Source organism: Pseudomonas sp. NFIX28 (genome assembly GCF_900107395.1).
Taxonomy (GTDB): domain Bacteria; phylum Pseudomonadota; class Gammaproteobacteria; order Pseudomonadales; family Pseudomonadaceae; genus Aquipseudomonas.
This window is the reverse complement of sequence record NZ_FNPW01000003.1, coordinates 221,128-239,921: the sequence shown is the minus strand read 5'-3', so window position 1 is coordinate 239,921 and position 18,794 is coordinate 221,128. Positions and strand designations below refer to the sequence as shown.

Below are 18,794 nucleotides of genomic sequence, written 5' to 3'. Positions count from 1 at the left end.
GAGCGCAGGCGATGGAGGGCTCAGGCGCGGGGAGTCAGCTGGCGAAGTAGCTGGCGCAGCACTTCTTGAATTTCTGCCCGCTGGCGCAGGGGCAAGCGTCGTTGCGGCCGGCCTTGAGCTGCACGGTCGGGTCGATGAAATACCAGTGCCCGTTGTTTTGCACAAAGGACGAGCGTTCGCGATGGCTGTGCTCGCCGTTGCTGTCATGCCAGCGCGCGGTAAAGGTGACGAAGGCGTGCTCCGGCTGGCCGCCGAAGACTTCCGAGCTTTCGACTTCCAGGCCCAGCCAGGTGCTTTGCGCGCTCCAGTCGCTGATGGACTGACGGTCCAGCCCGGCCTGTTGCGCTGGCAGCGTGGTGGCCACCAGATAATCCACCAGGCCCAGCACGTAGGCGCTGTAGCGCGAGCGCATCAGCGCCTCGGCGCAAGGCGCGGGGTGGCCGGCGTGGTAGTGGCCGCAGCAGGCGTCCAGCAGGTTGCCGCTGCCGCAGGGACAAATAGAAGTACTCATTGCATTACCACCAATACTTTCCGAAGTTTTCCGGATTCGCCCAGAACCTGGAGTTGAGCCAGTCGGGCACTTGTTTGTATTCAAGCAGATCGTAGGTGAACAGGGTCAGGACCTGTTCGTCACGCTGGAAGCGTTCGCTGGCTTGCAGGGCCAGGGAGAAAAAGTCGGTCTCCTTCCAGTCGCAGGCATCCAGGTCGGCCAGCACCGCGATGCGGCTGGCGTTGAGGTTGCGGATCCCGCCGAGCAGGTTCAGGCCGTCGCGCTTGGGCAGATGCTCCAGGCAGTCGACCGCCAGCGCCAGGTCGAAACGGCGCGCCGCCAGCTCCGTCGGCAATGGGCCGGGCGCGGCCTGGGCAATGACGGTCTCGGGGTGTGCCTGGCGAAACGCTTCCAGGGCCGGAAACCCGCTGGCACCGATCAGCAGCAGTTGTTGCGGGGCGTAGCGGTCGAGCAAGGCGGCCAGGGCCTGCTGGGGCGTGCGCGAAGAAATGGCTACGGTCATCGAAGTTCCTCACTCTTGAAGTGGCCAAGACTAGCCTGCCCGGACCCGCGGGCCTAGAGCCGTTTTGTCTGAAATGACAGGCGCTCCCGGGCCCATCCGCCAGCGCCGCGTGCCGGCGCCGGGCTGGCGGAGATTTAAAGCCGGGTCTTTACTCCCCCAATCGGTTCTAAGCCGATTCCCTCAGGAGAAAACTAGATGAGCATAGTTCGGACAGCATTACCTTTGGTTCTGCTAACCAGTGTGTTGACTGGTTGCGCAGGTTTGCAGAAAACCGATTGGCCGACCTGCGCGGCTTTCGGGGGTGTCGGTGGGGCTGCATTGGGCGCGATTGAAAGCTCATCCTGGGCGGGATACGGCGCCTTGCTGGGAGCGGGTGTCGCGGCCGGTTATTGCTGGGTGCACGGCGATGGCGACGAGGACGGCGACGGCGTGCCGGACAGTCGCGACAAGTGCCCGGGCACGCCTAAAGGCGTGCAGGTGGACGCCAACGGTTGCCCACCGGAGCCGGTGGCCGTGGTCGAGGAGGTAATGGTGGTCAAGGAGGAAACCATCGTCATCCGCGATGTGCATTTCGAATTCGACTCGGCCAGGCTGACCGCCGCCGACAAGGCCAAGCTCGACACCATCGCCACCCGCCTGAAGCAGGAAGCGCCGAGCGCGCAACTGCAGGTGACCGGGCACACCGACAGCGTGGGCAGCGATGCCTACAACCAGCGGCTCTCGGAAAAACGCGCGCAATCGGTGACCGAATACCTGATCAGCGCAGGCGTACCGCGCAGCAGTTTCGTCTCGGTGGTCGGTGCCGGCGAGAGCCAACCGGTCGCCGATAACAAGACGGCCGACGGCCGCGCGATGAACCGGCGCACGGAAATCAAAATCAACCGCTGATTGCCCGGCGTGATTGCCTGGTATGGGCGGCTTGTGCAGCCGCCCATGCGGGTCTTTACTCCTGTGTGACCGGTATGGGCCGGTGACACAGGAGCATTCATGATGAGTCTTCTCTCGCGAGCCGCCTTGCCGGTTCTACTGCTCGGCAGCCTGCTCACAGGCTGCGCTACCCACAGCGACGGCACCGCCCCCCTCAACCAGCGTACGTGGCCAATCTGCAGCCTGCTCGGCGGCCTGGTGGGCGGTGGCCTGGGCGCCATTGAAAGCAGTGGCTGGGCTGCGGGTGGCGCGGCACTCGGCCTGGTGACCGGTGGTTTGATCTGCTACGCCCAGGATGGCGACGAGGACGATGACGGCGTATTCGACCGCCGTGACCGCTGCGCGGATACTCCGGCCAATACCCCGGTCGACAACCGTGGCTGCCCTTTGCCGCAATACCCCGCCGCGCCCGCGGTCGAGCCCATGCCGCAATCGGAGGTCATCACCCTCAGCGACCAGGGCGATGTGATGTTTGCCTTCGACTCGGCGGAGCTGACCCCGCAAGCGCAAAGCCAGTTGCAGGGGTTGCTGGCCAAGTTGCAGGGCGCCGATGTGATGAGCATCAAGGTCATCGGCCACACCGACAGCCAAGGCACCGATGAATACAACCAGCGGCTGTCCGAACGCCGCGCCAGCAGCGTTGCCGCCTTTCTCCTGAGCCAGGGCCTGGCGCCGGACAAGCTGACCAGCCAGGGCAAGGGCGAGAGCGAGCCGGTCGCCGATAACGCCACCGAAGAAGGGCGGGCGCAGAACCGTCGGGTGGAGCTGCACATTCAGCGCTGATGCACCGACGCCGGATCGCCGAGGCGACGGCATGGCAGGGGCGGCGGGAGAATTTTCGCCGCCCTCTGGCTTATCCCTCGCCGAAGTCGTTACTGTGCGCGCAAAGAAAAACTCGCAAAGGGGGGCATATGAAGGTGTTTTGGGGGCTGGGCAAGTTGTTGACGCTGTTGTTCTGGGTGTTGGTGCTGATCAATCTGGTCAGCCCGCTGATCAATCCGATCCATCTGTTGATCAACCTGGCAGGCAGCCTGTTGCTGCTGACCCACCTGATGGAGCTGCTGTTGTTCAACGGCAGTCTCAAGGGCCGCGCCCACCCTTGGCGAGACCGCCTGCAAATTCTCCTGACCGGCATTTTCCACTTGCAAACCTTCAAGGCGGCGAAGCCTGTGGAGGCCGCTCATGCGTAAGCTCTGCCTGCTCGCGGCATTGTGCAGCCCACTGGCCCAGGCCCAGGTGGTGACGGTCGAGACCAACTCCCTGATGCGCCTGCCCAACACCACCAGCAACCTGCAACTGGAACGCCTGGAGGTGGCCGACTACGGCACCTTGCTGATTCCGTCGAATGTCACCGAGGTCAAGGTCGGCGAGTTGCGCCTGGGGCGCGAGGCGCGGATCACGATCGTGCCGGGTGAACAAGGCCTGCAATTGAACGTCGATCGTGCCGACCTGGATGCCGGCAGCCAGATCACCTCCCGCGGGGCTCCCGGGACTTACCAGAAGGCGGCCCGGCCGGGGCGCAACCTCAACCTGCGCATCGCCTCGCTGCAGGCCGCGGAGCTTTCGGTGGATGCGCGCGGCGGCAGCGGTGCGCCGGGTTATGTCGGCCTCGATGGCGCCAACGGCGAGGAGCCGGGCTGCACCTGGGGCCAGGCCGGGCGTGGCGCCGACGGTGACAACGGTGGTGACGGCCAGCCGGGGGCGGCGGGCGCCCAGGTGCGGGTCGAGTTGCCGCGCGATTACCCGGCAGAGCAGATCAAGGTCTGGGTCGATGGCGGGGCCGGCGGTCTGGCCGGCGCCGGTGGAAAACCCGGGGCAGGGGGCAAATCCAAGGGTTGCCTGGTTTACCGTGCCGACGGCGGCAAGAGCGGCCGACCTGGCGCCGAAGGCCATCCAGGGCCGGCAGGCCCCGCGGGTTCGGTAACCGTGCAACGCCTGTAGGCGGTCTTCGAACAGGCGGTGCTGATTCTGACGCTATCGCGGGCAAGCCTCGCTCCTACGGACAGCACAACCTTGTAGGAGCGAGGCTTGCCCGCGAAGCCCTTTCCGCTATTCGCCTCAGAACATCGGCCTGGCCGCCGCCACGGCCACCAGCAACAGGCCGATGATCAGATTGATCCCAACCAGTTTCCGAATATTGCCCAGGGTCGCGGCCCCTGTCGGCCAGTCTTCGGCTGCCACCGCCTGGCGCAGCGCTGGCAGTTGCAACGACTGGATCCGGATAAACAGCGCGGTCATCACCACATACAGGCCCATCATCACCTGCACATAGCGCGGCGCGGTCTCGAAGCCGCTGAAGCGCAGGTGGATCAGGCCGACGCCGCTGATCGGCAACAGCACCACCGCGACCCAGACCCAGACGAAAAACCGTGGGAAGACTTCTGCCCACAGCTTCAAGCGTGCCGGCCCCTCCAGGGCTGCCACCGCCGCCGGGCGCAGCACCATCCAGGCGAAAAACATGCCGCCGACCCAGACCAGGGCGGCCAGGACATGCAGGGTGTAGGCAAGGGCAAAGGCTGTCATTCGGGTACTCCGTTCTGCGCGGGATGAATTAGCGGGGTATGATAGCGGCCGATCCGAACCACTGAAAATTTATCCAGCGTTTCTCGCGCCCGAAGAACCATGATCAGCAACGAACTCAAAACCACGATCCAGGGCGCTTACTCGCGTTTTCTCGAAGCCAAGAGCCTGAAGCCGCGTTACGGCCAGCGCCTGATGATCGCCGAAGTCGCCAAGGTACTGGGTGATATCGATACCGACGACGAAGGCCGGCGTTCCGGCGACCCGGCCGTGGTGGCCGTGGAAGCCGGCACCGGTACCGGCAAGACAGTGGCCTACAGCCTGGCCGCGATTCCGACCGCCAAGGCCGCCGGCAAGCGCCTGGTGATCGCCACCGCCACCGTCGCCCTGCAGGAACAGATCGTCTACAAGGACCTGCCCGACCTGATGCGCAACAGCGGGCTGAACTTCACCTTCTCCCTGGCCAAGGGCCGGGGCCGCTACATGTGCCTGTCCAAGCTCGACATGCTGCTGCAGGAAGGCCATGCGCAAACCGCCACCGCCCAGCTGTTCGAAGAAGAAGGCTTCAAGATCGAGGTCGATGAGGCCAGCCAGAAGCTGTTCACCAGCATGATCGAGAAGCTCGCCGGCAATAAATGGGACGGCGATCGCGACAGCTGGCCCACCGCCCTGGAAGACGCCGACTGGGCGCGCCTGACCACCGACCACAGCCAGTGCACCAACCGTCATTGCCCGAACTTCGGCCAGTGCGCCTTCTACAAGGCCCGCGAAGGCATGGGCAAGGTCGACGTGATTGTCACCAACCATGACATGGTCCTGGCCGACCTGGCCCTGGGCGGTGGCGCGGTGCTGCCTGACCCGCGCGACACCCTCTATGTGTTCGACGAAGGCCACCACCTGCCGGACAAGGCCATCGGCCACTTCGCCCATTACACTCGCCTGCGCTCCACCGCCGACTGGCTGGAGCAGACCGCCAAGAACCTCACCAAACTGCTGGCTCAGCACCCGCTGCCGGGCGACCTGGGCAAGCTGATCGAGCAAGTGCCGGAGCTGGCGCGCGAGATCAAGACCCAGCAACAGTTCATGTTCACCGCCTGCGAGCAACTGGCCGACTTCAAGACCGGCGAAGACATGGAGGGCCGCGAGCGGCCGCGCCATCGTTTCGTCGGCGGGGTGATCCCCGACCATATGCGGGAGATGGGCATCGAGCTGAAAAAAGGCTTCTCGCGCCTGACCGACCTGTTCACCCGCCTGACCGACCTGCTCAAGGAAGGCATGGACGGCGAGGTCAACATCGGCATCGCCAGCAACCAGGCCGAAGAGTGGTACCCGCTGTTCGGCAGCCTGTTGTCCCGCGCGTCGGGCAACTGGGAACTGTGGACCGCCTTCACCACCGAAGACCCGGAGGACAACCCGCCGATGGCGCGTTGGCTGACCCTGGCGGAAAGCGGTTCGCTGTTCGACATCGAGGTCAACGCCAGCCCGATCCTCGCTGCCGAAATGCTGCGTCGCAACCTGTGGAACGTGGCCTATGGCGCGCTCGTGACCTCCGCCACCCTGACCGCCCTGGGCACTTTCGACCGTTTCCGCATGCGTGCCGGGCTGCCGAAAAAGGCCGTGACGGCGGTGGTGCCCAGCCCCTTCCATCACGCCGATGCCGGGGTGCTGCGGGTTCCCGACTTGCGCGCCGACCCGCGGGACGCGCCGGCCCATACCGCGGCGATCATCCGCGACCTGCCGGAACTGGTGGAAGGTTCGCGCGGCACCCTGGTGCTGTTCTCGTCGCGCAAACAGATGCAGGACGTGTTCGACGGCCTCGATCGCGACTGGCGCAAGCAGGTGTTCATTCAAGGCAACCTGTCGAAACAGGAAACCCTGAACAAGCACAAGGCGCGGGTCGATGGCGGCGACTCCAGCGTGCTGTTCGGCCTGGCCAGCTTCGCCGAGGGCGTGGACCTGCCCGGCGCCTACTGCGAGCACGTGGTGATCGCCAAGATCCCGTTCTCGGTGCCGGACGATCCGGTGGAAGCTGCGCTGGCTGAGTGGATCGAAGCCAGGGGCGGCAACCCGTTCATGGAAATCTCGGTGCCGGACGCCTCGCTCAAGCTGGTCCAGGCCTGCGGTCGCCTGCTGCGTACCGAACAGGACCGCGGCACCATCACCCTGCTGGACCGGCGCCTGGTCACCCAGCGTTATGGCAAGGCTATCCTCAACGCCTTGCCGCCATTTCGTCGGGAAATTTCCTGAATGCGACCGGCCAGTGGGCCGGTCGCGTTGTCTATTTTTCATGTCCCTGACTGCACACAGGCCGCTCATCGGTCGTTAAGGAGCACCCGGTCCCTATGATTCGCCGTTCGTTACCCGCTGTCTTCGCCCTGTTGTTCGCCACGCCGTTGTTCGCCGCGCCGGCAGGGCAGCAGACGCTGTTCAACTTTGTCCGGCCTGCCGATGTGGTGCAGGTGACGACAGTGGATGCCAGCCTGCCGCAATCCAACGCAGAGCAGACAGCCGAAGGCGAAGTACTGCGCCGGGTGACCTTCAATCCAGCGCTTCACCCCAGCTTGCGCCTGACCCCGCAGAGCGGTGCCTGGGACTGGTCGCAGTCCGGCGTCATGAGCCTGCGTATCCAGAGTGCGATGAACTGGGCCCTGACCCTGTACGTGAAGATCCAGAGCAATAACGGCAAGACCCTGGTCAGCCGTATCGATCTGCCGGCCGGCCCGGCACAGACCCTGCTGGTGCCGCTGGTCGCCAGTTCGCCGCTGAGCCAGGGCATGAAGGCCGGCCCGCCGATGCCCATAACCTTCGAAGGCCAGCGCGTGCTGCTGGCCAGCAGCGAAGGCGAGCTGGACCGCAGCCAGGTGGTCTCGGTGACGTTGTCCATGGACCAGCCGAAAGCCGCCCAGAGCATCCTGCTCGAGCGTTTTGGCGTGCAGGACGGCGAAATGGCGCTCAAGGCGGCCTACGGTGGCCTGGTGGATGCCTACGGCCAGTCGACCCGAGCCAACTGGCCGGAGAAAGTCACCAACGACGAACAGCTCAAGGCCGCCGCGGCCAAGGAACAGCAACAACTGAAAAACTGGCTGGCCGAGCGCGAGCGTGCCTCCCTGGATACCTACGGAGGCTGGAGCAAGGGGCCAACCTTCAAGGCCAGCGGTTTCTTTCGCACCGAGAAACGCCACGGTCGCTGGTACCTGGTGACGCCGCAAGGGCATCCGTTTTATTCCCTGGGGGTCAATGCGGTCGCGGCGGATAGCAGCCAGACCTATGTCGCCGGCCGTGAGTGGATGTTTTCCGCATTGCCCAGCGCCGACGAGCCGCTGGCGGGCTATTACGGCGAGGGCGACAACCGTGGCGGCAATGGCGCTGACCGGGGCCGCGCCTACAACGCCGGTCGCTGGTATGACTTCTATGGCGCCAACCTGCAGCGCACCTATGGCGTGCCCTGCCTGCCGGGCAGCGAAACCCGGGCTGGCGTGGCGGACGCCGCCAAGGCTGATGCCGCCCAGGCCCAGGCCCAGGCCGCGCAGGACGCCGAGCCGTCAGCCGCGGCAACGTGCCCGGCCGTAGCCCTGGACCAGCAACGCTGGGCCACCCATACCCTGGATCGCCTGCAAGCCTGGGGCTTCAACACCCTAGGCAACTGGAGCGCGCCGGCACTGGGCCTGAACGACCGCGTGCCCTACACCTTGCCGCTGTCGATCGTCGGCGACTACGCGAGCATCAGTACCGGCACCGACTGGTGGGGCGGCATGCCCGACCCGTTCGATCCGCGTTTCGCCATGGCCACCGAGCGCGCCGTGGCCATTGCCGCCCGCGATCATCGCGACGACCCATGGCTGATCGGCTACTTCGCCGACAACGAACTGGCCTGGGCTGGCCCCGGCGAGGACCCCAAGGCGCGTTACGCCCTGGCCTACGGCACGTTGCGCATGACCACCGACGTGCCGGCCAAGCGCGCATTCCTCAAGCAGCTGCGCGACAAGTACCGAAACCAGGCGGGCCTGTCGAAGGCCTGGGGCATCGACCTGACGGCCTGGGAACTGATGGAAGACCCGGGCTTCGAGCCGCCGTTGCCCAGCCCGGAACATCCGGAGATCGAAGCCGACTTCAAGTACTTCCAGAAGGTATTTGCCGACACTTACTTCAAGACCATTTCCGATTCGCTGAAATGGCACGCGCCGAACCACCTGCTGCTGGGCGGGCGCTTCGCCATCAGCACCCCCGAGGCCGTGGCTTCCTGTGCACAGTATTGCGATGTGTTGAGTTTCAACCTGTACACCCTCAAGCCGCAGGACGGTTATGACTTCGCCGGCCTGAGCGCGCTGGACAAACCGGTGCTGATTACCGAGTTCAACTTCGGCTCGCGCGATCGCGGCCCGTTCTGGGGCGGTGTGACCGAGCTGGCGCGGGAGGAAGATCGCGGCCCGGCCTATGGCCAGTTCCTCAAGCAGGCGCTGAACGAGCCGTCGATTGTCGGCGTGCACTGGTTCCAGTACCTCGATCAACCGGTCACCGGGCGTCTGCTGGACGGCGAGAACGGCCATTTCGGCCTGGTGGGCATCACCGACGTGCCGTTCCAGGGTTTTGTCGACAGCGTGCGCAAGAGCAACTTGCAGGCCCTCGACCGGTTGGCCAAGGAAGCCGACAAGGCCCAGGCAGAGGCCGACAAGGCCGCCGACGCTGGCAAGTCGGGCCATGACGACGAAGGCGCGGGGCAGGGCAACGGCGCTGCGGGCGACCATTCGGGAAATGGCCACTGATCGCAGGATCAGGCCTTTAGGCGGCTAGTCGCGCCCCGGTCTCCGCTCTCACGCATCGGGGGCGGCCTGCCCGCGCCGTAAGCAACTCCGGCGATTTCTGAACAATTCTTCCGGTGCTGTATCGCCGGACGTGCTTCTGTTCCCAAAACCCTCAAGGGCTGGAACAATGCGCACCACTTTGTAGAGCATGGTCCGGGGGAGTTACGGGTGCAGATTCAGGGTCATTACGAACTTAAATTCGAGGCGGTGCGCGAAGCTTTCGCAGCACTCTTCGACGATCCCCAAGAGCGTGGCGCGGCGTTGTGCATCCAGGTCGGCGGCGAAACCGTGCTCGATCTCTGGGGCGGCACCGCCGACAAGGACGGCAGCGAGGCCTGGCACAGCGATACCATTGCCAACCTGTTTTCCTGCACCAAGACCTTCACCGCGGTCACCGCCCTGCAATTGGTGGCCGAAGGCAAACTGCAATTGGACGCGCCGGTGGCCCGGTATTGGCCTGAGTTTGCCGCGGCCGGCAAGGAAGCGATCACCCTGCGTCAGTTGCTCTGCCATCAGGCCGGGCTGCCGGCGTTGCGTGAGCTGCTGGCGCCGGAAGCGCTCTACGACTGGCAAACCATGGTCGATGCCCTGGCGGCAGAGGCTCCTTGGTGGACGCCGGGCGAGGGGCACGGTTATGCCGCTATTACCTACGGCTGGCTGGTGGGCGAACTGCTGCGCCGGGCCGATGGCCGCGGTCCCGGCGAGTCGATCGTGGCGCGCGTCGCCAGACCGCTGGGGCTGGACTTCCATGTCGGCCTGGCCGACGAGGAGTTTTACCGCGTGGCACATATCGCCCGGGGCAAGGGCAATGTCGGCGATGCGGCCGCGCAGCGCCTGTTGCAAGTGACCATGCGCGAGCCCACCGCCATGACCACCCGCGCATTCACCAACCCGCCATCGATCATGACCAGCACCAACAAGCCGGAATGGCGGCGCATGCAACAGCCTGCGGCCAACGGCCATGGCAATGCCCGCAGCCTGGCCGGGTTCTACAGCGGCCTGCTCGATGGCAGCTTGCTGGAAGCGGACATGCTCGAAGAGTTGACTCGCGAGCACAGCGTCGGCATGGACAAGACGTTGTTGACCCAGACCCGTTTCGGCCTGGGATGCATGCTTGACCAGCCGCAGGTGGCCAACGCCACGTTCGGCCTCGGTCCACGGGCGTTCGGCCATCCGGGAGCCGGCGGCTCCGTCGGTTTTGCCGACCCCGAATACGATGTGGCTTTCGGTTTTGTCACTAATACCTTGGGCCCTTACGTACTTATGGATCCAAGAGCGCAGAAGTTGGTGAGAGTTTTGTCGGATTGTCTGTAAAAAAGTTGCTGGCAGGGTTTTTTTTGCTTAAACATGAGTAAAAGCAGCAGCAAGGAACCCTGGGGCTTTTATACTTTCAAAGCGTGTGTTTGTACGGTTCGTAGAGACCGTAATATTTGATCTCATTTTGTGGATATCCCATGTCGTCAAACAAGTCTTTAGCCTTGGCTCTTTGCCTCACTGTTACCGGTTGTGCACAAACTCCACAAAATGACGCAGAAGGTGGGCACTGGTGGTCTTTCGGTTCCGATAAGGCCGCCAGCAAGGAAGCGGTGCAACCGGCAGCAAACGCAGCTGCCAACGAAGTTTCCGCGGCCAAGTCCGCCGCCACATCCACCGCAACATCCACTGCCAAATCGGCAACCGCACCTGCTGCGGCTAAGGTCGAAGCCGCCACTGCTTCCGCCTCCGCCGCGACCGCCTCTGCCGCTCCGGCCGCCAAGGCGGAAACCACCAACTGGTGGTGGCCATTCCCTTCCAAGGACGCGGGCAAAGACGCCGCCAAGGATGCCGCCAAGGAACCGGTAGCCGACGCCAAGGCCAAGGCGGATGCCGCGACCGCTGCTCCTAAGGTTGCCAAGGCCGAGACCGGCAACTGGTGGTGGCCTTTCAACCAACAGCCCAAGTCGCCGACCAAGGCCGATGTGAAAGACATCCCGATGCCGGATCCAAAAGTCACCCAGGCCTGGCTGGACGACTACGAGCCGCGCCTGCGCGAAGCGATCAAGGACAGCCGCCTGCAACTGGAACGCCGCGAGAACACCCTGGTGGTCATCGCTCCGGTCGACGGTTCGTTCAACCCTGACCGCCCGGCCATGCTGCTGCCGGTCACCCTGAGCCCGTTCACTCGCGTGGCCAAGGCCGTGGGCACCGATGCCAAGACTTCCGTACTGGTGCTGGGCCATGCCGACACCACCGGCGCCGCGGCTGCCAACCAGAAGCTGAGCCGCGACCGTGCGCAGTCCGTCGCCGCGATCTTCAGCCTTACCGGCCTCAAGCGTGATCGCCTGATGCTGCGCGGCATGGGTTCGGTCATGCCACGTGCTGCCAACGACAGCGTCGAAGGTCGCGCGCTGAATCGTCGCGTGGAAATCATCGTCACCCAGCGCAGCACCATGCTGGCCCTGCTGAGCAAGTACAACCAGCCGACTCCATCCGAGGCGGAACTGGTTGCCGTACAGGACGTGAAGCCGGTTGTTCCTGCTGCCTCCTCGAAGAAGGCCACCGCCGCGAAGAAAGCCGCTCCGGCGAAAAAGACCCCGGCCAAGAAGCCTGTGGCGAAGAAACCCGTCGCCAAGAAAACCACCACTGCCAAGGCTCCGGCCAAGGCCGTGGCCGAACAGGCGAAGAACTGATTCACCAGGCATTGGGCAAAAGGAACCTGCAATGACCCAGGGATTGGCGGACATGCGCCGCGACTACACCCGTGACGGGCTGACCGAAGCCCAGGCTCCGGTCGAGCCCTTCGAGTTGTTTCACCGCTGGTTCGCGGAGGCGGTGAAAACCGAGCAGCCACCGGTCGAGGCCAATGCCATGACCCTGGCGACTGTTGACGAAGAAGGGCGTCCGCACTGCCGCATCCTGCTGCTCAAGGGGCTGGATGCGCAGGGTTTCACCTTCTTCACCAACTACGACAGCGCCAAGGGGCAACAGCTGGCCGCACGGCCTTTTGCCGCCATGACTTTCTTCTGGCCGGCCCTGGAGCGTCAGGTGCGTATCGAGGGGCGGGTGGTCAAGGTCACCGCCGAGGAATCCGATGCCTACTTCCAGGTGCGCCCGCTGGGCAGCCGCCTGGGCGCCTGGGCATCGCCGCAGAGCCAGGTAATCGCCGATCGCGAGGAACTGGAAGCCTTGCTCAAGAACACCGAGCAGCGCTTCAGCGATACCCAGCCCCACTGCCCCGAGCATTGGGGAGGCTATCGCCTGTTACCGGAGCGCATCGAGTTCTGGCAAGGACGCGCGAGCCGTCTGCACGATCGCTTGAACTACCGCCTGCAAGGCGCCAGCTGGGTGCGCGAGCGCCTGGCCCCCTGAGCCTGCAACCAACTCATTCGCCGGGATAACCGGCCGCGGCGGCTTCAAGCCACTGTGGCAGGTCCCGGCGTTTTACTTTCTGCCGATGGGCATTTTCCAGTTGTTGCAGCATGAAGGATTTCTTCTTCTCGTCCCCGCCGGCCAGCGACAGCGCCAGGTCCCGGTCCATCCAGCGTTTGATGCGTACATACAGCCACCAATGGAAATACAGGCCGGCAACGGTGGTCACGACGATGATGAAGTAATCCATGGCAAATCCTTTGGCCGGTGGCGCAACTTGGGAAATAAGCGCTACCGTGTGAAGAGTTTTTTATACATATGCAGTCTGTACGGCTGCTGAATGGAACACATTTTATCCGGGCGATGCCGTGACAGGCGTCAAGCTGCGGAGTTTAATGATTATCTGTCCTTTGGAGTTGATCCTATGCGTAAGTCTGTTTTGCTGGTTGCTTCCTTTTCCACGATGGCCATGTTGCTCACCGGTTGCCAATCCAACCTGACCGGTGACTCTTACTCCCGTGACGAGGCGCGTCGCGTACAGACCGTTCGCATGGGCACCATCGAATCCCTGCGTCCGGTGAAAATCGAAGGCACCAAGACCCCGATCGGCGGCCTCGCCGGTGCTGCGGTCGGCGGCGTTGGCGGCAGCGCCATCGGCGGCGGCAAAGGCAGCATCGTGGCAGCGGTCATCGGTGCAGTGGCTGGCGGCCTGATCGGTTCCGCCACCGAGGAAGGCCTGACCCGTGCCCAGGGCGTGGAAATCACCGTGCGTGAAGACGACGGCAGCATGCGTGCCTATGTGCAAGAGGTTCAGGAAAATGAAGTGTTCCGCGTTGGCGAGCGCGTGCGCATCATGAGCGTCAACGGCACCAGCCGTGTTGCCCACTAAGCGTTAGCCGCTACAAAACAAAACCCCGGCCAGGTAACTGGTCGGGGTTTTGTGTTTTCAGCCTGGGCAATGCCGGCGGTTATGCCGGCAGTTGTGGGTTCTTGCGGCTGGCGGCGGCGGTTACGGCGTAGCCGATCAGGGCGGCGAAGAGCGAGCCGGTGAGGATGCCCATGCGGTCCATGCCGGCGTATTCGCTGCTGCCGGGTATAAAGGCCAGGGAACCGACAAAGAGGCTCATGGTGAAGCCGATCCCGCAGAGGATCGCCACGCCGAGTATCTGGCCCCAGTTAGCGCCGGAAGGCAGGGCGGCCATGCCCATCTTCACTGCCAGCCAGGTCAGGCCGAATACGCCGACGGTCTTGCCCAGCAACAAGCCAGTGGCGATGCCCATGGGCACGTGGTGGGTGAAGCTTTCCACGGTGATGCCTTGCAGCGACAGGCCGGCGTTGGCAAAGGCGAACAGCGGCAGGATGCCGTAGGCGACCCACGGATGCAGCGCATGCTCCAGGCTCAGCAGCGGTGAAGGCTCGGCATTGCGGGTGCGCAGCGGGATGCAGAACGCCAGGGTCACGCCGGCCAGGGTCGCGTGGACCCCGCTCTTGAGCACGCAGACCCAGAGGATCAGGCCGATGATCATGTACGGCCCAAGCTTGACCACCCCCAGCCGGTTCATCGCCACCAGCGCCACCAGGCACGCCGCGGCAAGCATCAGCGACAGGGTCGAGAGGGCGCCGGAGTAGAAAATCGCAATGACGATGATGGCCCCCAGGTCATCGATGATCGCCAGGGTCATCAGGAACAGCTTCAGCGACACCGGAATCCGCTTGCCCAGCAGGGCCAGCACGCCGAGGGCGAAAGCGATGTCGGTGGCCATGGGGATCGCCCAGCCGTTGAGCGCGGGTGGATTGTCCTTGTTGAGGAACCAGTAGATCAACGCGGGCACCACCATGCCGCCGATGGCGGCGGCGCCTGGCAGGACGATCTGCGAAGGCTTGGACAGGTGGCCTTCGAGGAGCTCGCGCTTGACCTCCAGGCCGATCAGCAGGAAGAACATGGCCATCAGGCCGTCGTTGATCCACAGCAGCAGGGGCTTGGCGATTTTCAGGGCGCCGATCTGGGCGACCACGGGAGTGTCCAGCAGGCCGTTGTACAGCCAGGACAGCGGTGAGTTGTTGATGATCAAGGCAAGCACGGCAGCGGCAATCAATAACAGACCGCTGGCAGCTTCCAACTGAAAGAAACGCGTGAAAGTGCTACGCAGAGGCAAGGTCGCTCTCCATCAAAAAACGAAAAAGGTGGCACACCCTAACCGGTAGTCTTGGTTGTTAAAACAAAAGTTATATTCTTTTTTGTTATATGCAGAAGAACAGCGGCCTGCTGAAAAACTCAGCCTAGCAGTTGTGTTTCCAATTGATTCACAACTGTACCTTTGAGGGGCTGGAGTTGTTTCCTAACATGTCTGGCCCCAGCCCCACGGGCCGGGGAGTTTTGCCTGTTGCAGCGTCTGATTTTCCTTGTGCCTGGATCGCCTATGCTGGGTGCACTTCATCTTCTCCGCGTCCTGTGTGGCGTCGAGCCAACGAGAAAACACCATGAGCGACAACCGTCAGTGGGCCCGCGAGGCCATCCGGATCATCGAAGCCGACTTCCAGCGCAGCGCCGACACCCACTTGATCCCTTTGCCCCTGCCGGGCCTGCCAGGCATCGAGTTGTACTTCAAGGATGAGTCCAGCCACCCCACCGGCAGCCTCAAGCATCGCCTGGCGCGTTCGCTGTTCCTCTACGCGCTGTGCAACGGCTGGCTCAAGCCCGAGGCGCCGGTGATCGAGGCGTCCAGTGGTTCGACGGCGATTTCCGAAGCCTATTTCGCACGCTTGCTGGGCTTGCCCTTCATTGCGGTGATGCCGGCCAGCACCTCCCAGGAAAAGATCGCGCAGATCGCCTTCTATGGCGGCAAGAGCCATCTGGTGCAGGACCCGACGCAGATCTACGCCGAGTCGGAGCGCCTGGCCCGCGAGAGCGGCGGGCATTTCATGGACCAGTTCACCTACGCCGAACGCGCCACCGACTGGCGGGCGAACAACAACATCGCCGAGTCGATCTTCCAGCAACTGCGCTTCGAACGTTACCCGGAGCCCGCATGGCTGATCTCCAGCCCGGGCACCGGCGGCACCACCGCGACCCTGGGGCGTTATGTGCGTTATCGCCAGCATTGCACCCGCGTGCTGTGCGCCGACGCCGAGCGTTCGGTGTTCTTCGATTACTACCAGAGCGGCGACGCCAGCCTGCGCCTGGATTGCGGTTCGCGCATCGAGGGGATCGGCCGGCCACGGGTCGAAGCGTCGTTCCTGCCCAAAGTGATCGATGCGATGGTCAAGGTGCCGGACGCGTTGTCGCTGGCGGCCATGCATTACCTGGCGCAGCGCCTGGGACGGCGGGTGGGCGGTTCCAGCGGCACCAACCTGATCGGCGCGCTGATGGCGGCGCAGCAAATGAAGCAGGCCGGGGAGAGCGGTTCGATCGTGGCGATCCTGTGTGACGGCGGCGAGCGTTACGCGACCACCTATTACGATCAGGACTGGTTGAGCGCTCAGGGTTATCAGCTGACGGCCTTGATCGAGGCGGTGGCGGCGAGTGTGGAGCGTGGCGAGGCGTTGCCGGCCAGCGTATTGCGCGCCGGCATCTGAGATCGCAGGCGCGCTCACCGGAGCGCGCCTACCTGTGAAAAGGCCCCTGTAGCAGGGGCCTTTTTTTTACGCCTCGATCCCGAGGATGTTGCGCGCCACCGCTTCGGCGATGCGGATCCCGTCGACCCCGGCCGACAGGATGCCGCCGGCATAACCGGCGCCTTCGCCGGCCGGATACAGGCCCTTCACGTTCAGGCTCTGCATCGATTCGTTGCGGGTAATGCGCAGCGGCGACGAGGTGCGGGTCTCGATCCCGGTCAGTACCGCGTCGTGCAAGGAATAACCCTTGATCTGCCGCTCGAAGGCCGGCAGCGCTTCGCGGATCGCCTCGATGGCGAAGTCCGGCAGGGCCAGGGCCAGGTCACCGAGGGCGACGCCCGGCTTGTAGGACGGCTCGACGCTGCCCAGGGCGGTGGACGGCTTGCCGGCGATAAAGTCGCCGACCAGTTGCGCCGGGGCTTCGTAGTTGCTGCCGCCGAGCACGAAGGCGTGGGATTCCAGGCGTTCCTGCAGCTCGATGCCGGCCAGCGGGCCGCCCGGGTAATCCACTTCCGGGGTGATGCCGACCACGATGCCGGAGTTGGCATTGCGCTCGTTACGCGAATATTGGCTCATGCCGTTGGTGACGACGCGGTTCGGCTCGGAAGTCGCCGCCACCACGGTGCCGCCCGGGCACATGCAGAAGCTGTAGACCGAACGGCCATTCTTGGCGTGGTGCACCAGCTTGTAGTCGGCGGCGCCGAGCTTCGGATGACCGGCGTACTTGCCCAGGCGCGCGCTGTCGATCAGCGACTGCGGGTGCTCGATGCGGAAACCCACGGAGAACGGCTTGGCCTCCATGTACACGCCGCGGGCGTGAAGCATGCGGAAAGTGTCGCGGGCGCTATGGCCCAGGGCCAGGATCACATGCTTGGAATGCAGCTGTTCGCCGCTGTTGAGTTCGACGCCGACCAATTGGCCGTCTTCGATCAATACGTCGGTCACCCGCTGCTCGAAACGCACTTCACCGCCCAGGGCGATGATCTGCTGGCGCATGTTTTCGACCACGCCGGTCAGGCGGAAGGTACCGATGTGCGGCTTGCTGACGTAGAGGATCTCTTCCGGCGCGCCGGCCTTGACGAACTCGTGCAGGACCTTGCGGCCGTGGTGTTTCGGGTCCTTGATCTGGCTGTACAGCTTGCCGTCGGAGAAAGTCCCCGCGCCGCCTTCGCCGAACTGCACGTTGGATTCCGGGTTGAGCACGCTTTTGCGCCACAGGCCCCAAGTGTCCTTGGTGCGCTGGCGCACTTCCTTGCCGCGCTCGAGGATGATCGGCTTGAAGCCCATCTGCGCCAGCAGCAGGCCGGCGAAAATCCCGCAGGGGCCGAAACCCACCACGATCGGGCGCTGTTGCAGGTCGGCGGGCGCCTGGCCGACGACCTTGTAGCTGACATCCGGCGCCGGGTTGACGTTACGGTCGTCGGCGAACTTGTGCAGCAGCCTGGCCTCGTCGCGCACGTTCAGATCGAGGGTGTAGATGAAGCAGAGCTCGGACGACTTCTTGCGCGCGTCGTAGCTGCGCTTGAACAGGGTGAAGTCGAGCAGGTCCTCGCTGGCGATGCCCAGGCGCTGCAGGATGGCAGGGCGCAGGTCTTCATCGGGATGGTCGATCGGCAGCTTGAGTTCGGTGATTCGTAACATGACAGGGTCCGGTTCGCGGGACGCACCAATGCGTCAGGGCGGTTTTACAAACCGGCGATTATAAGCCGCAAAGCCCGGACTCCGTGAGGTTAAAACGGTTGTCCGTCGCCTCAGTCGCTGCGCGAGCCACCGAAATAGGCGCAACCGCGCTCGACCTGGCCATCGACCCGCAATTCCGCGCTCAGGTGCTGCACGCTGCCGGTCTGGCTATCCACGCAGCGCTGCGGCGCGACCCAGAGTTCGACCCGGCGGTTGTTGGCTTCGCTGCTGAGGTTGAAGCGGCCGTCGCCCAGTTGCTCTTCCAGGTAGGGCAGCGCCAGCGCTGGCTGGCCGGTGCGTTCGATGCGCATGCCCTTGGCGCTGACATCGACATTCCAGCCCGGGGCCTGGCCGCTGGCCCGCAGGATTAGGCGCGGGAAATCGGGATCGGCGCAGGCGTCGCTCGAACGCTCGATGCGATACAGCTGGCTGAGCGCGACTTCACTGTCGGCGCCGCCGGACTTGCTCGGGGAGAAATGCCCGCGCAGGTCGGCGAACAGCGTGCCCTGCTTGTCCGCCAGCGCGGCGGCTTCCTGGAGGATGCTGGTGCCGCCGTTGTCCTTGACCACATAACGCTGTTCGCCGACGCAGGGCTTGAACAGCAACTGGCCGTCGGCGGCGGTCAGCGTGCCCTGCATGCGGGTCTGGCCGGCCGGGGATTGCGCCCGGGGCTGGCCGTCGAACACCGACAGCATCTGGCAACCGGCAAACAGGGGGAGCAGGGCAATACAAACAAGGGAACGGGCGGCACGCATCGTCGGGTCTCCAATCAAGTGCCGCCACGTTACGCAGCCTGACCGCTCATCACAACCCTGGATCCAATCACCTCACTGGAGGAGCCAGGCTTGCCGGCGATCCAGGCGCTGCGGTATGCCGGGTGCAACGTTAT

18 protein-coding genes are annotated in these 18,794 nt (G+C 64.2%); 11 read left to right on the top strand and 7 right to left on the bottom strand.

Annotation, left to right across the window (positions count from 1 at the left end):
• Positions 1 to 34: 34 nt before the first annotated feature.
• Entirely contained in the window at positions 35 to 511 is a 477-nt protein-coding gene (locus BLV20_RS07440) for a YchJ family protein (protein ID WP_092299145.1), read from the bottom strand.
• A 4-nt stretch (positions 512 to 515) separates the two neighbouring features.
• Positions 516 to 1,013 (bottom strand): DUF6231 family protein, encoded by a 498-nt coding sequence (locus BLV20_RS07435; RefSeq protein WP_092299142.1) that lies wholly within the window; start codon positions 1,011 to 1,013, stop codon positions 516 to 518.
• A gap of 195 nt (positions 1,014 to 1,208) precedes the next feature.
• On the opposite strand from BLV20_RS07435, the gene BLV20_RS07430 reads away from it, so the two are divergent.
• The 4 genes from BLV20_RS07430 (at position 1,209) to BLV20_RS07415 (ending at position 3,881) form a co-directional block, all read left to right on the top strand.
• Positions 1,209 to 1,901, top strand: coding sequence for a PA1041 family peptidoglycan-binding anchor lipoprotein (locus BLV20_RS07430; RefSeq protein WP_092299139.1), 693 nt, complete (start codon positions 1,209 to 1,211; stop codon positions 1,899 to 1,901).
• A gap of 102 nt (positions 1,902 to 2,003) precedes the next feature.
• Positions 2,004 to 2,723, top strand: a complete 720-nt coding sequence (locus tag BLV20_RS07425; protein ID WP_092299136.1) for a PA1041 family peptidoglycan-binding anchor lipoprotein — start codon at positions 2,004 to 2,006, stop codon at positions 2,721 to 2,723.
• A gap of 128 nt (positions 2,724 to 2,851) precedes the next feature.
• Positions 2,852 to 3,130 (top strand): DUF1145 domain-containing protein, encoded by a 279-nt coding sequence (locus BLV20_RS07420; protein WP_092299133.1) that lies wholly within the window; start codon positions 2,852 to 2,854, stop codon positions 3,128 to 3,130.
• Entirely contained in the window at positions 3,123 to 3,881 is a 759-nt protein-coding gene (locus BLV20_RS07415) for a hypothetical protein (RefSeq protein WP_092299130.1), read from the top strand. The genes BLV20_RS07420 and BLV20_RS07415 overlap by 8 nt, the downstream gene beginning before the upstream one ends.
• Positions 3,882 to 3,998: 117 nt before the next feature.
• Here the strand turns inward: BLV20_RS07415 and BLV20_RS07410 are convergent, their stop codons facing one another.
• On the bottom strand, positions 3,999 to 4,463 hold the full coding sequence (locus BLV20_RS07410; protein ID WP_092299127.1) for a CopD family protein: 465 nt from the start codon (positions 4,461 to 4,463) through the stop codon (positions 3,999 to 4,001).
• A gap of 99 nt (positions 4,464 to 4,562) precedes the next feature.
• Here BLV20_RS07410 and dinG point away from each other — a divergent pair, with 99 nt between their 5' ends.
• From dinG to pdxH, 5 genes are all read left to right on the top strand, one after another.
• Positions 4,563 to 6,707, top strand: coding sequence for an ATP-dependent DNA helicase DinG (gene dinG, locus BLV20_RS07405; protein ID WP_092299124.1), 2,145 nt, complete (start codon positions 4,563 to 4,565; stop codon positions 6,705 to 6,707).
• A gap of 95 nt (positions 6,708 to 6,802) precedes the next feature.
• Entirely contained in the window at positions 6,803 to 9,223 is a 2,421-nt protein-coding gene (locus tag BLV20_RS07400; RefSeq protein WP_092299121.1) for a beta-galactosidase, read from the top strand.
• A 207-nt stretch (positions 9,224 to 9,430) separates the two neighbouring features.
• Complete coding sequence (locus BLV20_RS07395; RefSeq protein WP_092299118.1) at positions 9,431 to 10,576, top strand: serine hydrolase domain-containing protein; 1,146 nt, start codon at positions 9,431 to 9,433, stop codon at positions 10,574 to 10,576.
• A gap of 140 nt (positions 10,577 to 10,716) precedes the next feature.
• Positions 10,717 to 11,931 carry an OmpA family protein gene (locus BLV20_RS07390; RefSeq protein WP_092299115.1) on the top strand — a complete coding sequence of 405 codons (1,215 nt, stop codon included), beginning with the start codon at positions 10,717 to 10,719 and terminating at the stop codon, positions 11,929 to 11,931.
• A gap of 31 nt (positions 11,932 to 11,962) precedes the next feature.
• Entirely contained in the window at positions 11,963 to 12,610 is a 648-nt protein-coding gene (pdxH, locus tag BLV20_RS07385; protein WP_092299112.1) for a pyridoxamine 5'-phosphate oxidase, read from the top strand.
• A 13-nt stretch (positions 12,611 to 12,623) separates the two neighbouring features.
• Here the strand turns inward: pdxH and BLV20_RS07380 are convergent, their stop codons facing one another.
• Positions 12,624 to 12,860, bottom strand: coding sequence for a hypothetical protein (locus tag BLV20_RS07380; RefSeq protein ID WP_092299109.1), 237 nt, complete (start codon positions 12,858 to 12,860; stop codon positions 12,624 to 12,626).
• 174 nt (positions 12,861 to 13,034) lie between these two features.
• Here BLV20_RS07380 and BLV20_RS07375 point away from each other — a divergent pair, with 174 nt between their 5' ends.
• The gene (locus BLV20_RS07375; RefSeq protein WP_092299106.1) at positions 13,035 to 13,499 is read left to right on the top strand and encodes an outer membrane lipoprotein; all 465 of its coding nucleotides are present in this window, start codon (positions 13,035 to 13,037) and stop codon (positions 13,497 to 13,499) included.
• A gap of 79 nt (positions 13,500 to 13,578) precedes the next feature.
• Here BLV20_RS07375 and nhaA read toward each other — a convergent pair whose 3' ends face one another.
• Positions 13,579 to 14,766 (bottom strand): Na+/H+ antiporter NhaA, encoded by a 1,188-nt coding sequence (gene nhaA / locus BLV20_RS07370; protein ID WP_092299103.1) that lies wholly within the window; start codon positions 14,764 to 14,766, stop codon positions 13,579 to 13,581.
• 325 nt (positions 14,767 to 15,091) lie between these two features.
• Here nhaA and BLV20_RS07365 point away from each other — a divergent pair, with 325 nt between their 5' ends.
• The gene (locus BLV20_RS07365; RefSeq protein ID WP_092299100.1) at positions 15,092 to 16,186 is read left to right on the top strand and encodes a PLP-dependent cysteine synthase family protein; all 1,095 of its coding nucleotides are present in this window, start codon (positions 15,092 to 15,094) and stop codon (positions 16,184 to 16,186) included.
• A gap of 66 nt (positions 16,187 to 16,252) precedes the next feature.
• On the opposite strand, the gene BLV20_RS07360 is transcribed toward BLV20_RS07365, so the two are convergent.
• Positions 16,253 to 17,866, bottom strand: a complete 1,614-nt coding sequence (locus BLV20_RS07360) for an NAD(P)/FAD-dependent oxidoreductase (protein WP_092299098.1) — start codon at positions 17,864 to 17,866, stop codon at positions 16,253 to 16,255.
• A 110-nt stretch (positions 17,867 to 17,976) separates the two neighbouring features.
• Complete coding sequence (locus tag BLV20_RS07355; protein ID WP_092299095.1) at positions 17,977 to 18,660, bottom strand: COG3650 family protein; 684 nt, start codon at positions 18,658 to 18,660, stop codon at positions 17,977 to 17,979.
• Positions 18,661 to 18,794: the final 134 nt, after the last annotated feature.

Bases quoted from the DNA above. Each gene is read 5' to 3' on its own strand.
- BLV20_RS07355 (WP_092299095.1), bottom strand. From the start codon at position 18,660: ATGCGTGCCGCCCGTTCCCTTGTTTGTATTGCCCTGCTCCCCCTGTTT.
- dinG (WP_092299124.1), top strand. From the start codon at position 4,563: ATGATCAGCAACGAACTCAAAACCACGATCCAGGGCGCTTACTCGCGT.
- BLV20_RS07415 (WP_092299130.1), top strand. From the start codon at position 3,123: ATGCGTAAGCTCTGCCTGCTCGCGGCATTGTGCAGCCCACTGGCCCAG.
- BLV20_RS07440 (WP_092299145.1), bottom strand. From the start codon at position 511: ATGAGTACTTCTATTTGTCCCTGCGGCAGCGGCAACCTGCTGGACGCC.
- BLV20_RS07390 (WP_092299115.1), top strand. From the start codon at position 10,717: ATGTCGTCAAACAAGTCTTTAGCCTTGGCTCTTTGCCTCACTGTTACC.
- BLV20_RS07360 (WP_092299098.1), bottom strand. From the start codon at position 17,866: ATGTTACGAATCACCGAACTCAAGCTGCCGATCGACCATCCCGATGAA.
- BLV20_RS07430 (WP_092299139.1), top strand. From the start codon at position 1,209: ATGAGCATAGTTCGGACAGCATTACCTTTGGTTCTGCTAACCAGTGTG.
- BLV20_RS07425 (WP_092299136.1), top strand. From the start codon at position 2,004: ATGAGTCTTCTCTCGCGAGCCGCCTTGCCGGTTCTACTGCTCGGCAGC.
- BLV20_RS07420 (WP_092299133.1), top strand. From the start codon at position 2,852: ATGAAGGTGTTTTGGGGGCTGGGCAAGTTGTTGACGCTGTTGTTCTGG.
- BLV20_RS07365 (WP_092299100.1), top strand. From the start codon at position 15,092: ATGAGCGACAACCGTCAGTGGGCCCGCGAGGCCATCCGGATCATCGAA.
- BLV20_RS07400 (WP_092299121.1), top strand. From the start codon at position 6,803: ATGATTCGCCGTTCGTTACCCGCTGTCTTCGCCCTGTTGTTCGCCACG.
- pdxH (WP_092299112.1), top strand. From the start codon at position 11,963: ATGACCCAGGGATTGGCGGACATGCGCCGCGACTACACCCGTGACGGG.
- BLV20_RS07380 (WP_092299109.1), bottom strand. From the start codon at position 12,860: ATGGATTACTTCATCATCGTCGTGACCACCGTTGCCGGCCTGTATTTC.
- BLV20_RS07410 (WP_092299127.1), bottom strand. From the start codon at position 4,463: ATGACAGCCTTTGCCCTTGCCTACACCCTGCATGTCCTGGCCGCCCTG.
- BLV20_RS07375 (WP_092299106.1), top strand. From the start codon at position 13,035: ATGCGTAAGTCTGTTTTGCTGGTTGCTTCCTTTTCCACGATGGCCATG.
- BLV20_RS07435 (WP_092299142.1), bottom strand. From the start codon at position 1,013: ATGACCGTAGCCATTTCTTCGCGCACGCCCCAGCAGGCCCTGGCCGCC.